At 63.3% G+C, this 14207-nt stretch carries 12 protein-coding genes and 1 pseudogene; 3 read left to right on the top strand and 10 right to left on the bottom strand.

All coding sequences use genetic code 11. The annotated features are described in order from the left end of the window. Positions 1–124 precede the first annotated feature (124 nt). Together htpX and KJQ96_RS31845 are read right to left on the bottom strand one after the other, a co-directional pair. Positions 125–1060: a zinc metalloprotease HtpX gene (gene htpX / locus KJQ96_RS31840; protein ID WP_213290315.1), complete on the bottom strand. Its 936-nt coding sequence runs from the start codon at positions 1058–1060 to the stop codon at positions 125–127. Between the two features lie 233 nt (positions 1061–1293). Further along, on the bottom strand, positions 1294–1521 hold the full coding sequence (locus KJQ96_RS31845; protein WP_213290364.1) for an amidase family protein: 228 nt from the start codon (positions 1519–1521) through the stop codon (positions 1294–1296). A 71-nt stretch (positions 1522–1592) separates the two neighbouring features. On the opposite strand from KJQ96_RS31845, the gene KJQ96_RS31850 reads away from it, so the two are divergent. Then, complete coding sequence (locus KJQ96_RS31850; RefSeq protein WP_213290316.1) at positions 1593–1949, top strand: hypothetical protein; 357 nt, start codon at positions 1593–1595, stop codon at positions 1947–1949. Positions 1950–2037: 88 nt separating this feature from the next. On the opposite strand, the gene KJQ96_RS31855 is transcribed toward KJQ96_RS31850, so the two are convergent. From KJQ96_RS31855 to KJQ96_RS31875, 5 genes are all read right to left on the bottom strand, one after another. Beyond that, positions 2038–2658 (bottom strand): flavin reductase family protein, encoded by a 621-nt coding sequence (locus KJQ96_RS31855; protein WP_213290317.1) that lies wholly within the window; start codon positions 2656–2658, stop codon positions 2038–2040. Positions 2659–2772: 114 nt separating this feature from the next. Next, entirely contained in the window at positions 2773–4047 is a 1275-nt protein-coding gene (locus KJQ96_RS31860; RefSeq protein ID WP_028350958.1) for an acyl-CoA dehydrogenase family protein, read from the bottom strand. Positions 4048–4222: 175 nt separating this feature from the next. Beyond that, positions 4223–5557: an amidohydrolase gene (locus KJQ96_RS31865; protein ID WP_213290318.1), complete on the bottom strand. Its 1335-nt coding sequence runs from the start codon at positions 5555–5557 to the stop codon at positions 4223–4225. 85 nt (positions 5558–5642) lie between these two features. After that, positions 5643–6023, bottom strand: coding sequence for a VOC family protein (locus KJQ96_RS31870; protein ID WP_213252077.1), 381 nt, complete (start codon positions 6021–6023; stop codon positions 5643–5645). 154 nt (positions 6024–6177) lie between these two features. Beyond that, a complete protein-coding gene (locus tag KJQ96_RS31875; RefSeq protein WP_213290319.1) occupies positions 6178–7914 on the bottom strand; it encodes a winged helix-turn-helix domain-containing protein in 1737 nt (578 codons plus the stop codon). A gap of 158 nt (positions 7915–8072) precedes the next feature. Between KJQ96_RS31875 and KJQ96_RS31880 the strand changes: the two genes are divergently transcribed. Beyond that, the gene (locus tag KJQ96_RS31880) at positions 8073–9467 is read left to right on the top strand and encodes an amidase (RefSeq protein ID WP_213290320.1); all 1395 of its coding nucleotides are present in this window, start codon (positions 8073–8075) and stop codon (positions 9465–9467) included. 16 nt (positions 9468–9483) lie between these two features. Here the strand turns inward: KJQ96_RS31880 and KJQ96_RS42220 are convergent. Both KJQ96_RS42220 and yghU read right to left on the bottom strand, forming a co-directional pair. Next, positions 9484–9759, bottom strand: a pseudogene (locus KJQ96_RS42220) (alpha/beta fold hydrolase); the annotation flags it as partial. A 187-nt stretch (positions 9760–9946) separates the two neighbouring features. Continuing rightward, positions 9947–10840, bottom strand: coding sequence for a glutathione-dependent disulfide-bond oxidoreductase (gene yghU / locus KJQ96_RS31885; protein ID WP_213290321.1), 894 nt, complete (start codon positions 10838–10840; stop codon positions 9947–9949). Positions 10841–11091: 251 nt separating this feature from the next. On the opposite strand from yghU, the gene KJQ96_RS31890 reads away from it, so the two are divergent. After that, positions 11092–12243 (top strand): aminotransferase class V-fold PLP-dependent enzyme, encoded by a 1152-nt coding sequence (locus tag KJQ96_RS31890; RefSeq protein ID WP_213290322.1) that lies wholly within the window; start codon positions 11092–11094, stop codon positions 12241–12243. Positions 12244–12347: 104 nt separating this feature from the next. On the opposite strand, the gene KJQ96_RS31895 is transcribed toward KJQ96_RS31890, so the two are convergent. Continuing rightward, positions 12348–14006: an NAD(P)/FAD-dependent oxidoreductase gene (locus KJQ96_RS31895; protein WP_213290323.1), complete on the bottom strand. Its 1659-nt coding sequence runs from the start codon at positions 14004–14006 to the stop codon at positions 12348–12350. Positions 14007–14207: the final 201 nt, after the last annotated feature.

The raw sequence follows: 14207 nt of genomic DNA on the forward strand, positions 1-14207 counted from the left end.
AAGCCAACGGGTCGCGCGAATGCGCGCCCGATGACAGGCTCCGCGTGCCCACCATTCACAGCGAATAGTGCGAAGAGATGGTGGGCACGGCGCGAAGCGCCTTTGCCCACCCTACGCGGTCAGTCTATCCCCAGGGGCCGCGCGAGGCCGAGGGGCGGCCCCACGGGCTGCGGCGCGGATAATTGCCGCGCGCGTTGGCGGAGAAGGTGCCGCCCTGCGCGCCAAGCTCCGCCGCGAGCTGCTGCAAGGCGGCGATGCGGTTCTCGGTCGAGGGGTGCGTCGTGAACAGATTGTCCATGCCCTGACCCGACAACGGGTTGATGATGAACATGTGCGCGGTCGCCGGATTGCGCTCGGCTTCGACATTGGGCACGACATGCGCGGCGTTGGCGATCTTGGCCAGAGCGGACGCAAGCCACATCGGCTGACCGCAAATGCGCGCGCCGAGATCGTCGGCGGCGTATTCGCGCGTCCGGCTGATCGCCATCTGCACCAGCATGGCGCCGAGCGGGGCCAGGATCATCATGGCAATCGATCCGATGATGCCCGGACCCTGGTCGCGGTTGCCGCCAAAGAACATGCCGAACTGCGCCAGCATCGAGATCGCACCGGCAATGGTCGCGGTGATGGTCATCAGCAGCGTATCGTGATTTTTGATGTGCGCGAGCTCGTGTGCGATCACGCCCGCGAGTTCTTCGCGGCTGACCGACTGCACCAGACCCGTGGTCACGGCGACCGCCGCGTTCTGCGGATTGCGGCCGGTGGCGAAGGCATTGGGTTGCGGCTCGTCCATCAGGAACACGCGCGGCATCGGCAGGCCGGCGCGGCCGGCGAGTTCAGCCACGAGATTGAAGAGGTCGGGCGCCGTGCGCTGGTCGACCTCATGGGCGCCGTACATCGACAGCACCATGCGGTCCGAATTCCAGTAGGCGAAAAGATTGGTCGCAGCCGCGATCACGAGCGCGATCGTGGCACCGGTGGCGCCGCCGATCAGATAGCCGACGCCCATGAAGAGGCCGGTCAGACCGGCCAACAGAATGGCAGTCTTAAAATAGCTCATTGTCGTCTCCTTGCCGCCCGCGGCTGAACGCCGTGGCAGGCATCCCAGAGGTAGGAACTCACCCGAGACCGCTTCAAGATGCCGGGGTGCGTCGAGGCGCCGCGTTTGGCGACAGGAACCAACGCGCCAGCCGGATTAACGATCCGTAATCTGCGGACGGCAGGGATTTAAAGCGGCAAGGCTTCGGTCCGCGGGTTCACCGCTCGAAGCTTAGCCGCCTCTTCAGGATTGAATCAAAGTTGTATTTCCAGCGGTCTGACAAAGCCTCCGAACTCTCTTTCCAGCAGTGCTGCGAACCCAAGCGTCGTGCGGTCTTCGAACAGCGGGCCAATGATCTGCACACCGATCGGAAGGCCGGCTTTGGAACGGCCCACGGGCATCGCAGTGGCCGGCAAACCCGGCGGCGTTGCAACCGTCGACCAGACGATCAGGGAAAGATAGGGATGGGCTTCGCCATCGATATCTGATCAAGCGCGCGCCGGATCGCGTCGTCGCCGCCGTACTGGCGATGCCGTCAGGCTCGCGTCCCGAAATGCGCGATCTGTTTTACAATAACAACATGACCGGCTGGGCGCCCGAACTGACAAGAAGCCGACCCGACATCACGATGGAGCAGGCGGAAAAATTCCTGACCCGGATGTATCGCACTGATCCCGATTTCGTCTTCACCGTGACGCGCGATTTTGTGCGAAGCTGCCAGACGCCGGTGCTGATCCTGCCCGACGACATCCCGGCGCATCCTTATGCGGTCGCCATGGAGAGCGCGCTGCTGGCGCCGAACGCGGAAGTCAGCCTGTTTCCGTGGAAGGAGCCGAAAGAGCGGGTGCCGCTCGCGGTGCGGCAGATCCGCTCGTTTTTGCGCGCGCATAGGCCGGTGTCTAATTCGTAGTAGCCTGTAGGATGGGTGGAGCGAAGCGATACCCATCAATACCGTTCGTGATGCTGATGGGTATCGCTTCGCTCCACCCATCCTACTTCTAGACCGCCGCCTTCGCCCCCTCCGCCGGCGGAAACACCACGCGGTCGTCGGTCCGGCAGTAACGATCCGCGAACATGCGGCCGATCGGATGATAGCGCTCCATGTGCACGCGCATCGCGGCATGGTCCCACAATTCGTCGCGGATATGGAAGTGGATGCCTTCGCCCATCACCAACAGCCGATCGCCGTTGACGTCGATCTCCTTCCAGGTCTTGCACTCCATCGCGAACGGCGCATCCGCCAGCCGCGGTACGGCGATTTTGGTCGAGGGCGCCAGTTTGAGATCGAGATAGTCGGGCTCGCCGACCTCCGGCGGAAAGTCGCCGCTGCTTTCATGCATTTCCCGCGCCAACGGCTCGTCGGTCATGTTGACGACAAACTCGGCCGTTCGCCGGATGTTGATCACGGTATCCTTGACGCGGCCGTCGGGCCGCAGATTGGCTGCAAACATGCAGAGCGGCGGATCCTCACAGAACACGTTGAAGAAGCTGAACGGCGCCGCGTTGACCACGCCGGTCGGACCAATCGTCGTCACCCAGGCGATCGGCCGCGGCAGCACGAAGGAGGTGAGCACCTTGTAGCGCTCGCGGGGTTTCAGGTCGCTGGGGTCGTACTGCATGCAAGGGGCTCCGCGTAGGGTGGGCAAAGCGCAGCGTGCCCACCACTTAGTGCGGGCGCAAGTAGCGGTGGGCACGGCGCTTGCGCGCCTTTGCCCACCCTACGACGGCTCAGGCTACGGCATGCTCAATTCATGCCTTCCGACCACCATCCAATGCACTTCGTCCGGACCGTCGGCGAAGCGGAGGTGGCGGACGTCCTGGTACATCTCGCCGAGCGGGCTCCACTGCGAAATGCCGGTCGCGCCGTGCATCTGGATCGCCTGGTCGATGATCTTGCAGGTGCGCTCCGGGACCATGGCCTTGACCATGCTGACCCAGATCCGCGCCTCCTTGTTGCCGAGCACGTCCATCGCTTTCGCGGCTTTCAGCACCATCAGGCGCATCGCCTCGATCTCGCAGCGCGCCTGGGCAATGATCTGCAGGTTGCCGCCGAGATGGGCGATCTTCTTGCCGAACGCTTCGCGGGTGAGCCCGCGCGACACCATCAGGTCGAGCGCCTTTTCCGCCTTGCCGATGGTGCGCATGCAGTGATGGATGCGCCCCGGTCCGAGGCGAACCTGCGAGATTTCAAAGCCGCGGCCTTCGCCGAGCAAAATGTTCTCCTTCGGCACCCGGCAATTGTTGAAGCGCAGATGCATGTGGCCGCGCGGCGCGTGGTCGTGGCCGAACACGTGCATCGGGCCCAAAATCTCGACGCCGGGGGTGTCGATCGGCACCAGGATCTGCGACTGCTGCTTGCTCGGCGGCGCATCGGGATTGGTCTTCACCATCACGATCATGATCTTGCAGCGCGGATCGCCGGCGCCGGAGATGTAATACTTCTCGCCGTTGATCACCCATTCGTCGCCGACGAGTTTTGCCGTGGTGGAAATATTCTTGGCGTCGGAGGAGGCAACATTGGGTTCGGTCATCGCGTAGGCCGAGCGGATTTCACCTGCCAGCAGCGGCTTCAGCCACTTCTCCTTCTGCTCCTTGGTGCCGACGCGCTCCAGCACCTCCATGTTGCCGGTGTCGGGCGCCGAACAATTCATGGTCTCCGACGCCAGCGGATTCTTCGCCAGTTCAACCGCGATGTAGGCGTAGTCGAGATTCTTCAGGCCTTCGCCGGTCTCGGCATCAGGCAAAAAGAAATTCCACAGGCCTTCTTCCTTGGCCTTGTCCTTGGCCTTCTGCAGCACCGCCAGTTGCTCCGGCGTGAAGCTCCAGCGGTCCTTCTTGCCCTCGCCGAGCCGCATGAACTCGACCGACATCGGATCGACGGTCTCGCGGATGAACTTTTTGACGTGCTCGTACAGCGGACGAACCTCGTCCGACATGCGCAAATCGTTGAGTTCTTCGCCCGGGTTGAGATTGTAGGTGGTCGTCCGCGGGATGTAGGCGTGTTTCATGGATTGTTCCTCCCATTGCGCAGACCATTCATCTGCGGGCGCGCACTCGGCTCGTTGGCCGGCAATGTAGACGGGCGGGCAGGGCTTGTACAAGCGCGCCTGGGCGAGGCGATTTTCCGCCGCATGGCAAGCCGGGTCGGTGCCCCGATATTGGCGAATTACGTTTCCGCCTCGCTCATTTGCGCCGGGCCTTCCGATCGAAGGCGCCGAGCACCGCCAGCGTCATCGCGGTGACGCCGGTTTCGATGGTCGGTTTCGGCACCGGCGCAAACAGCGGCGAATGATTGGACGGTATAGGTGGCCCGCCGCTGCGTGCTGCGTCGATACGTTCCTGGTCATAGACGCCGATGTTGAACATCATCGATGGCACGCCTGCGCCGGCGAATTCGGAGAAATCCTCGCTTGCGGTCGTCGGCGGCGAAAGCTTGAACTTATCGCCGAATGCCGCCTTCAGCACGTCGGCGGTGGCCGGGACCACATCCGGATCGTTCATGACGGGCTTGGTGCCCTCGACGATCTTGATGTCGGGAGCGGGCGCATCCGACATCGCCGCGGCCGCCTTTGCCGTCCGTTCGATCCCGGCATGTAGTTTGGCGCGAACCTCGGGCTTGTAGGAGCGAATGGTGCCGGAGAGCCGCACCGAGTCGGGGATGATATTTGGGGCGGTGCCACCGTGAATGGCTCCGATGGTCACGACGCCGAATTCAGTTGGATCCTTCTCGCGGCTGATCACAGTTTGTACGTCGACGATGTACCGCGCCGCAATCGCAACGGGATCGACGGTCGTGTGCGGCGCCGAACCGTGACCGCCGCGGCCGTGGAATGTTATATCGAGGCCGTCGGCGGCGGACGAGCCTACTCCTGTGCGATAGAAGCCCGTGCCATGAGAGAACGGACCGGCATGCAGGGCGAGAGCGATATCGGGTTTGGCAAAGCGCGTAAACAGGCCATCCGCCAGCATGGCCTTGGCGCCCGCCACGATTTCTTCCGCCGGTTGGGCGATGAACATCAGCGTGCCGCGCCAATGCTCTTTCAGGCCAAGCAGCGTCTTCGCCGTCCCGACCCAGCTCGCCATGTGGATGTCGTGGCCGCAGCTATGGGCGACGAATACCTCCCGCCCGTTCCAGTTGGCCTTGTCGCGGCTTGCATAATCGAGGCCGGTCTTCTCCTCCATCGGCAGCGCATCGAGCTCGGTGCGTACCATGATAGTGGGGCCGTCGCCGTTTCGGTAAATGGCGACCAGCCCGGTCTTGCCGACCTTCTCGGTGACCTCGAAGCCGAGCGCGCGCATTTCCGCGGCGAGCCTCGCGGCGGTTTTTACCTCCTGAAACGCAAGCTCAGGATGGGCGTGGATTTCCTTGTAGAGCGCGTCGAGCTTCGGATAGTCGCTTGCGAGCGAGGCTTCGATCGCCTTTTGCAGGGTGGCGACATCGAGATCGGCGTGGGCGGGCAGCAAGGTCGTGGCGAATAGCGCGGCGGATGCCGCCAATGAGATAACAGATCGCTTCATGGCCTGACGTCCCTTCGATTGTGCCGCAACCCGTGCTGCGCAGGGTGGGTTACGCCTTCGGCCAAACCCACCCTGCAATCTTCGTTTACGCCGGCATCCGGTGCATCGCGCAGATCTTGTTGCCGTCGAGATCGCGCAAATAAGCGAGATAGAGCTTGCCCGTGCTGCCCTCGCGGATGCCCGGCGGATTTTCGCAAGTCGTTCCGCCATTGGCGATGCCGGCCGCGTGCCATGCGTCGGCCTGTTCGGGCGAGTCGGCCGCAAAGCCGATCGTGCCGCCATTGGCGGGCGTCGCCGGCTGGCCGTTGATCGGCTTGGTCACCGAGAATATTCCGGTCTTGGTGATGTAGAAAATGCGGTGGCCGTCGACCCGTGCCGGCCGCACACCGAGCGTGCCGAGCAAAGCGTCATAGAACGCCTTGGCCTTGTCGAGGTCGTTGGTGCCGATCATCACATGCGAAAACATTTCTTCAATTCCTCCCAAGTAGTTGCTCGAAACGAACCGCGTGCTTACCCGCTTCATGGCGCGGCCCTGCGTGCTGCTCGTTGACGGCAATGTAGACGGCGGTGGGCAGGTTGGACAAGCAGGTGAGGGGCGGGTTCTTCGACGAACGCAATAATTACTCGGGTAATCCCGCGAGCTTCAACCCTTCATAGAAGCGATCGCGTTCCCCCCAGAACGCAGGATAGCGCGACAGCTCCGAGGCCTTCAGGCCGCCGATGGTGTGGCCTGGACTGCGCCTTTGATACTCCGCCAGATTCATCCTGGCCTGCTCGGTGCGGCCGTGCAGCGCGTCGATGGCGGCGAGCCATTGCCATGCAAAGCCGTTTTGCGGGCTGCTGATGGTCGCCTGTCGCATATGCTCGTAGGCAGCATCGTCGCGGCGCAGATGGAATTCGGCCATGCCGAGCGTGAAGTGGCCGAGGCTCACCTGTTCGGCATTGGACGGATCGAGGCGCAGCGACAGCGTGACCGGTTCGGCGACTTCCTCGGGGGGCCCCTGCTGAAGTTTCAGAAAGCCCAGCCGCTGCAGCGCCCGCGGATGGTTCGGATAAAGCGACAAGGCGCGCTGCACCGCCTGTTCCGCTTCGTCGATTCTTCCCTGCGTCGACAGCACGAGGCTGCGTACGTAGTTGGCGCGGGGATCGTTGGGTTGCAGCGCCAAGGACTGTTCGATCGCTTGCACAGCCAGCGCTATCTGGTTGTGAGGATTCTTGCTCGAGCGGTTCAGCACTTCAGTGATGTGGCTGAGCGCGAGTCCAGATAGTGCCGTGGCGGAATCGGGATCAATCTGCAACGCCTGCTCGAACAGGGCGCGTGCCCGCTGCGGCTCGTCATGCGCATATATCCGCTTGAGGATACGCCAGCCCTGCAGCGTCGGGTCGATGGCGGCGAAGGTGCGGCCGGCGTAGGGCTTGTCAAAAGTCCGCCCGTCGTCGATCCGCACTTTCAGTTCGTTGGCGATCCGTGCCGTGATGTCGCGCCGCCAATTCCATCCGGCCTGCTCCCCATAGTCGAACCGCTCCGACCACAAGAGCGCGCCGCTGGCGGTCGCCTGCAGTTTCACCGCGATCGAAACTGCTTCGCCCTGCCGCTGCAGGCTGCCGCTCAGGGCATAGGCGGCCGATTGGTTCTCGACGCTTCTTGCTTCACCTGCCGCAGCATTTCCTGCATGTGGTGCGATCACGAGCGTGTCGGGCAGGCGCGATACTTCGATGGTTAGATCCTCGGTGACGGCCTCAGCGAGATCGATTGCGTTCTTGCCGCCGACGCCGGCCAGCGGCAGGATGGTGATCGTGTTCTTGCTGACGACGGCGCCGGTTTGGCCCCGATACGCGAGCACGAACCAGAGCGCGCCGGCGACCGCGGCTACCAAAGCGAGAAGCGGTAGCAATGATCCCCCGCGCCGAGGAGATCGCAGCGGCGCATCGTTGGCAGGCGCAGCCCTTGCGGTGGTCCAGGTCGTTGCATCGGCATGTGTCGCCTCGACCGGGGTTGCATCGAACAGGTAGCCGCGCCGCGGAACGGTCTTGATCAGGCTCTGGCCGTCGTCCCCGAGGGCGGCTCTAAGCTCGCTGACGCATTGCACCAGCGAGTCGTCGGTCACGGTCACATCGGGCCACACCGCCTCGATCAATTCGTCTTTGGTCAGCAACCGGCCGGGATGGCCGGCCAGGTAGGCGAGCAATGCAAAGGTCTTCGGGCGTAGGGAAGCCGCTGCGCCGCGGACGCGCAACTCGCCCCGATCGAGATCGACGTCGAAGCCCGTGAAGCGCAGCATGCCGCCTGGAATCGTGGCCGGTGTGTCGCGGTCCGCGGCCGTCGGCTTCGTTTTCGTGCCAATTTCGGCGTTCATTCGGCACTCTTTCGGGTGTCGCAGCGTCAAAAGCGCCCAAACTCTCTCAACCGAAACAGAACGGCGGCAATGCCGACGCCATGCTCGATCCCGATCCTAGGCCAGATCAGCGGCAACGGGAATGCCGTCCATACCGTCATGCGGAGAGGAAAGCCATCATGACAATGGACCGACGTTTCTTTCTGGGCGCAGCCGCCGGCACATTGGCGACCATGGCCGGCCCGTCGCCCAATCAGGCTTCCGCCCAAAAGGCGCGGGCGGCGGCTTCGGGGCAGAGCCTGGATTATCGCAACGTAAGCGAGCTGCGGGCGCTGCTCGACGCGCGCAAGATTTCTGCGGTCGAATTGTTCGAGCACGCCGTCGGCCGGATCGAAGCCCTCGATTTACGGATCAATGCCGTGGTCGTGCGCGACTTCGAGCGCGCCCGTGCAGCCGCGCGCGAGGCGGATGCCGCGTTGGCGCGCGGCGAGCGCCGGCCATTGCTCGGCATCCCCATGACCGTCAAGGAATCCTTCAATGTCGCGGGATTGCCGACCACCTGGGGGCTGCCGGCGGGCCGCGACTGGCAGGCGCCGGAAGATGCCGTCGCGGTTGCACGCCTCAAGGCGGCAGGAGCGGTGATATTGGGCAAGACCAATCTCGCCACCGCCATCGCCGACTGGCAAAGCTTTAATGCGATCTACGGCACGACGAACAATCCGTGGGACCTCACGCGCACGGCCGGCGGATCGTCCGGCGGCTCGGCGGCGGCGCTCGCCGCCGGATATGTGCCGTTGGAGCTCGGTTCTGACATCAGCGGCTCCATTCGTGCGCCGGCGCATCTGTGCGGCGTGTTCGGCCATAAGCCGACTTCACATCTGGTGCCGCAGCGTGGCCACGCACCGCCGCGCTCACCAGCGCTGCCGACCGACCTGACCAGCGGTCTCGGTGTCTGCGGGCCATTGGCGCGGACGGCCGACGATCTCTCGCTTGCCCTGGATCTGCTTGCCGGTCCTGACGATCCGGAGGCAGCCGCCTACCGCCTGACGCTTCCACCGTCACGCCACAGCGCATTGAAGGATTTTCGCGTTCTCCTCATCGACAGCCACCCGCTGTTGGCGGTGGAAAGCGACATCAGGGCCGCGCTCGACCAACTCGCAAACAAGCTCGGCAAGACGGGGGCGAAGGTTGCCCGCTCGAGTCCGCTATTGCCCGATCTCGCCGAGTCGGCGCGCCTCCACACCCGCATGGTGCGCAACTTCGTTGCCTTCAGCCGTCCTCCGGAATTCTTCAAGCAGCACCAGGAGGAGGTTGCCTCCCTCAGGCCGGATGACGATAGTCTGAAGGCGTGGCGAACGCGCGCGCCCTTGCTCAATCACCACCAGTGGTTGGCTGGTGAAATCGCGCGTGCCCGCCTACGCCAGCAATGGGCCAACCTGTTCCGCGAATTCGACGTGGTTTTGTGTCCGCCATTTTCAGTGGTCGCATTCCCGCACGACCAGAAGGCGGATCAGGAACAGCGCACGATCGATTCCAGATCAAGGGACCGCCGATGCAGAAACCCAGCACCATGAATTTTTCAAAACCGAGGTGATCCATCAGCGCGAGCTGGTCGTCGGTGTGGGAATCCCAGGGGCGCTCGATCTCGAGCGGGCCGGTGGATTGGCCGGGCGGCGCGTTGCGCAGGTCGTAGGCGATACAACGATATTCGTTGCCGAACTCCTTGATCGCGTTGAAGGGCGGATAGTCGCCGGTGATCCCTGAGATGTTCGAGTTCAATCCACCGCCGGCAATCAACAGCAGCGGAAAGCCGGAGCCGGCTTCCTCGTAGTGGATGCGAACGGCGCCTTTTTCGAAAAAGCTCATGGCGGTTCCCTCTGCCCTATGTCTTGGCCGCTGCGTGCGGCTCTTTGATCTCCCTCGCCCCGCTCTTGCGGGGAGAGGGTCGGGGTGAGGGCTGTCACCACGAGCACCGCTCGCGGAGAGTCCCCCTCACCCGGATTGCTGCGCAATCCGACCTCTCCCCGCAAGCGAGGCGAGGTAAGAAAAAGCCTCACCCCTTCGCCGGCTCGCCGATCTTGTCCTGCGTCTTTGTATCGAAATCGCTGGACTCGTGCCGCTCGTGCAACTGGCTTGCCGGATCGCCGGAGATGCGGTTGACCATGCGCCCGCGCTTCACTGCCGGGCGCTTGGCGATCGCGTCGGTCCAACGCTGCACGTTCTTGTATTCGTGCACCGAGAGGAATTCGCCGGCGCCGTAGACCAGGCCCTTGGCCAGCGCGCCGTACCATGGCCAGGTCGCCATGTCGGCGATCGTGTATTCGCTCCCTGCGAGATATTCGTTATCGGCCAAACGCCGATTGAGCACGTCGAGCTGGCGCTTCACCTCCATGGCGTAGCGGTCGATGGCGTACTCGATCTTGGTCGGCGCATATGCGTAAAAGTGGCCAAAGCCGCCGCCGAGAAACGGCGCGCTGCCCATCTGCCAGAACAGCCACGACAGACATTCGGCCCGCGCCGTGCCGCTCGCCGGCAAAAACGCACCGAACTTTTCGGCGAGATGCATCAGGATCGCACCGGACTCAAACACCCGGATCGGCGTCGGTCCGCTGCGATCCATCAGTGCGGGGATCTTCGAATTCGGATTAACAGCGACAAAGCCGCTGCCGAACTGGTTGCCGTCGATCTTGATCAGCCAGGCGTCGTACTCCGCACCGCTGTGGCCAGCCGCAAGCAGCTCCTCGAACATGACCGTGACCTTGACCCCGTTGGGAGTAGCCAGCGAGTAGAGCTGGAACGGATGGCGGCCGACCGGCAGCTCCGCCTCATGCGTAGGGCCTGCGATCGGGCGATTGATCGCGGCGAACCGGCCGCCGCTTTCCTTGTTCCAGGTCCAGACTTTCGGCGGGACGTATTCGGCGGGATCAGTGGTGGGGGCATCGGTCATTCGGGTTGGCTCCAGGCTTCTTCGGCCGTCTCGCGATTGCGTGATCTGTCGCGCGTCGGCTGGTGCAATCCATGTAAGGTTTCGTATCAGCACCGCAACAGAACAAAAAGCGCGCAAAAGTCAGGGGAGGAATGCGCCATGCCACGCCTGCCCTGATTGCACGAGGCAAGTGTACTCGGAGCAATGCTGCTGTGGCTGGTGTAATCGAGATCGGCCATAATGGATGTGCCGCCAGCAAAGAGACCATCCACATGCTCCCATCACAGCGCGCCCTGTTCGAGATACCGCGCCAGATCTGCTACCTGAATGCCGCCTCTTACAGCCCGCTGCCGCTTCGAACGCTGGAGGCCGGCCGCGCCGCGGTTCTCCGCAAGGGCACGCCGTGGATGCTAGAGGCCTCCTTCGCCAATCAGCAGCATGAACGCGCGCGCCTTGCTGCCGCCCGGCTGATCAATGCCGAAGCCGCCGATATCGCGCTGATTCCCTCGATCAGTTACGGCGTTGCGACCGCCGCGAAGATGCTGCCGATCGCCCGCGGCACGCGCGTGATCGTGCTGGAGAACGACCACTCCTCGCCGGTGCTCGAATGGCATACGCGGGCCCAGGCGGAAGGGTTCGCCGTTGAGACGGTTCGGCAACCCGACGATGGCGATTGGACGTCGGCGGTGCTTGCCGCGATCGAACGATCCGGCGCACCACCGGTCAGCCTGGCCTCGATCTCATCAGTGCACTGGTCGGATGGTGGGTTGATCGACGTCGACAAGGTCGGCGCGGCACTGCGGCAGCGGGGCGCCGCCTTCCTTGTCGACGCAACGCACAGCGTTGGCGTGCTGACGACCGACGTGAAGCGTCTCGACCCGGATTTTGTGATCTTCCCGACCTACAAATGGCTGCTCGGCCCTTACGGCCGCGCCTTTCTCTATGTTGCCAAACGTCATCACGGCGGTATCCCGCTTGAGCAGACCGCGTCCGGCCGCCGCAACGTGCGCGCCGACAACGCTGTTTATTTCACCGATCTCAGTTATGTTGCCGATGCGCGGCGCTTCGACATGGGCGAGCGCGACCATTTCATCTCGATGGAAATGGCCTCGATCGGCATGGAGATGATGGCCGACTGGGGCGCGCCGGCCATTGTGCAACGTCTCACGATGCTGACGGAGCGGATCGCGCAAGCCGTGCGCGGCATCGGCGTCCACGTTCCCGAACCTCACCTGCGGGCGCCGCATGTATTGAGCCTCGCCTTCAGGGGCGGAATGCCGGCGGGATTGATCGAGGCAATGGCAAGTGAGGGCGTCTACGTCGCGCCGCGCTTGGGACGGATGCGTGTGTCGCCGCACGTCTATAATGACGAAGCTGATGTCGATCGGTTTGTTGAGGTGTTAACGCGGCGGCTGCGGAGCTGACATGTAGGGTGGGCAAAGGCGCGTTAGCGCCGTGCCCACCACGTATCCCGACAGTCAAACCGAATGGTGGGCACGCTGCGCTTTGCCCACCCTACGGCAGCCGCTTAGGACGCCGCCGCCTTGCGCGGCGCTTCCGCCCGCTCCATCACAAACCCCTCATACCCCTTGGCGGCGACGTCATTGCAGATCTGCCGGTAGGGGCCGACGCCGCCGATATAGGGCATGAAGATGCGCGGCTTGCCGGGGACGTTGGCGCCCATGTACCAGGAATTGGCCTGCGGATAGAGCGTGGTGTGGGCGACCTCGTTGACGTGGGCGACCCATTTGTCCTCGGCTTCGGTGGCGGCCTCCATCGTGTCGAGCCCGCGATCGCGCATGTAAGCGAGACAGTCGGTGATCCAGTCGACATGCTGCTCGATCGACACGATCATGTTGGACAGCACCGACGGGCTGCCGGGCCCGGTGACGATAAAGAGGTTGGGAAAGCCCGCGCTCATCAGGCCGAGATAGGTGCGCGGCCCCGCGGCCCATTTCTGATTCAGCGTCTGGCCGTCGCGGCCCTTGATATCGATCTTCGCCACCGATCCCGTCATGGCATCAAAACCGGTCGCCAACACCAGAGCGTCGACTTCGTAGTTCTTGCCGGCCACGCGCACGGCGTTTTCGGTGATCTCTTCGATCGGGCTAGATTTGATGTCGACCAGCGTCACGTTTGGGCGGTTGAAGGTCGCGAAGTAATCGGTGTCGATGCAGATGCGTTTTGAGCCGATCGGATGGTTGTTCGGCTGCAATAGTTTTGCCGTTTCCGGGTTCTTGACGATGCCGGCGATCTTGTCGCGGACGAAATTCGCAGCGGTGTCATTGGCGGCCTTGTCGAGCGCAAGATTGTTGTAGACCGACATGAAGGTAAGCCCGCCGTGATTCCAGCGCGCCTCGTACTTCGCACGGCGCTCGTTGTCGCCGTCATCGAGCGCGCCGCGGTCGGGCATCTCGGTGTAGATGCCGTTCTTCGCGACCTCGCGCGCGAAGCGCCGGATCTCGGGATAGTTGGCGCGGAATTTCTGCCGCTCTTGTTCCGTCAGCGGCGCATTGCGGGCGGGAATCGAGAAATTCGCGGTGCGTTGAAATACCGTCAGATGGCTGGCCTGTTCGGCGATGACCGGCACCGACTGAATTCCCGATGATCCCGTGCCGATGACGCCGACGCGCTGGCCGGTGAAATTGACTTCTTCATGCGGCCAGTGGCCGGTGTGGTAGACCTTGCCCTTGAACCGATCGAGACCCTTGATGTCGGGCATCCGCGCGTTCGACAGGCAACCGGTGGCGAGCACGACGAATTTTGCTGACACCGTTTTGCCGTCCGAAGTCGTTACCGACCAGAGGGAGGTCGCCTCGTCGAACTCGGCACGATCGACGCGGGTGTCGAACTGGATGTCTCTTCGCAGATCGAAGCGGTCGGCGACTTGGTTGGCGTATTTCAAAATCTCCGGCTGCGGTGCATAGCGCTCGCTCCAGTCCCACTCTTGCTGCAGCTCTTCCGAGAACGAATAGGAATACTGCATGCTCTCGACGTCGCAGCGCGCGCCGGGATAGCGGTTCCAGTACCAGGTGCCGCCGACGCCCGCGCCCTGCTCGTGAACCCGCGCCGTCATTCCCTGTCCGCGCAAGCGGTGCAGCATGTACATGCCGGCAAAGCCCGCGCCGACCACAACGACGTCATAGGCCTCGGGCGATTTGGCGGCGGCGGACGGCATGGCGGACATGAAAGCGGGCTCCCTGAAAATTATGTTGGTTGCGTGCAGCATTCTCTCGATAGCGCCAAAGCGCAAGACGCAAATCGGCGGCCGTGCTCTGCATATTTTGCGAGATGGAATTGCAAGCCCTCCTCAGCAGGAGGAGTGAGACCGCTTGGCATGCAAGGCTCCAATGGGCTAGCGTCGCGCGGAAAGCCGAGCAGCCATCTG

It is taken from the genome of Bradyrhizobium sp. sGM-13 (genome assembly GCF_018398875.1).
Taxonomy (GTDB): domain Bacteria; phylum Pseudomonadota; class Alphaproteobacteria; order Rhizobiales; family Xanthobacteraceae; genus Bradyrhizobium.

Excerpts from the sequence above, each read along its gene's own strand:
- KJQ96_RS31865 (WP_213290318.1), bottom strand. The coding sequence starts at position 5,557 with ATGAAGCGATCTGTTATCTCATTGGCGGCATCCGCCGCGCTATTCGCC.
- KJQ96_RS31850 (WP_213290316.1), top strand. The coding sequence starts at position 1,593 with ATGCGCGATCTGTTTTACAATAACAACATGACCGGCTGGGCGCCCGAA.
- KJQ96_RS31860 (WP_028350958.1), bottom strand. The coding sequence starts at position 4,047 with ATGAAACACGCCTACATCCCGCGGACGACCACCTACAATCTCAACCCG.
- KJQ96_RS31870 (WP_213252077.1), bottom strand. The coding sequence starts at position 6,023 with ATGTTTTCGCATGTGATGATCGGCACCAACGACCTCGACAAGGCCAAG.
- KJQ96_RS31895 (WP_213290323.1), bottom strand. The coding sequence starts at position 14,006 with ATGTCCGCCATGCCGTCCGCCGCCGCCAAATCGCCCGAGGCCTATGAC.
- yghU (WP_213290321.1), bottom strand. The coding sequence starts at position 10,840 with ATGACCGATGCCCCCACCACTGATCCCGCCGAATACGTCCCGCCGAAA.
- KJQ96_RS31875 (WP_213290319.1), bottom strand. The coding sequence starts at position 7,914 with ATGAACGCCGAAATTGGCACGAAAACGAAGCCGACGGCCGCGGACCGC.
- KJQ96_RS31855 (WP_213290317.1), bottom strand. The coding sequence starts at position 2,658 with ATGCAGTACGACCCCAGCGACCTGAAACCCCGCGAGCGCTACAAGGTG.
- KJQ96_RS31880 (WP_213290320.1), top strand. The coding sequence starts at position 8,073 with ATGACAATGGACCGACGTTTCTTTCTGGGCGCAGCCGCCGGCACATTG.
- KJQ96_RS31890 (WP_213290322.1), top strand. The coding sequence starts at position 11,092 with ATGCTCCCATCACAGCGCGCCCTGTTCGAGATACCGCGCCAGATCTGC.
- htpX (WP_213290315.1), bottom strand. The coding sequence starts at position 1,060 with ATGAGCTATTTTAAGACTGCCATTCTGTTGGCCGGTCTGACCGGCCTC.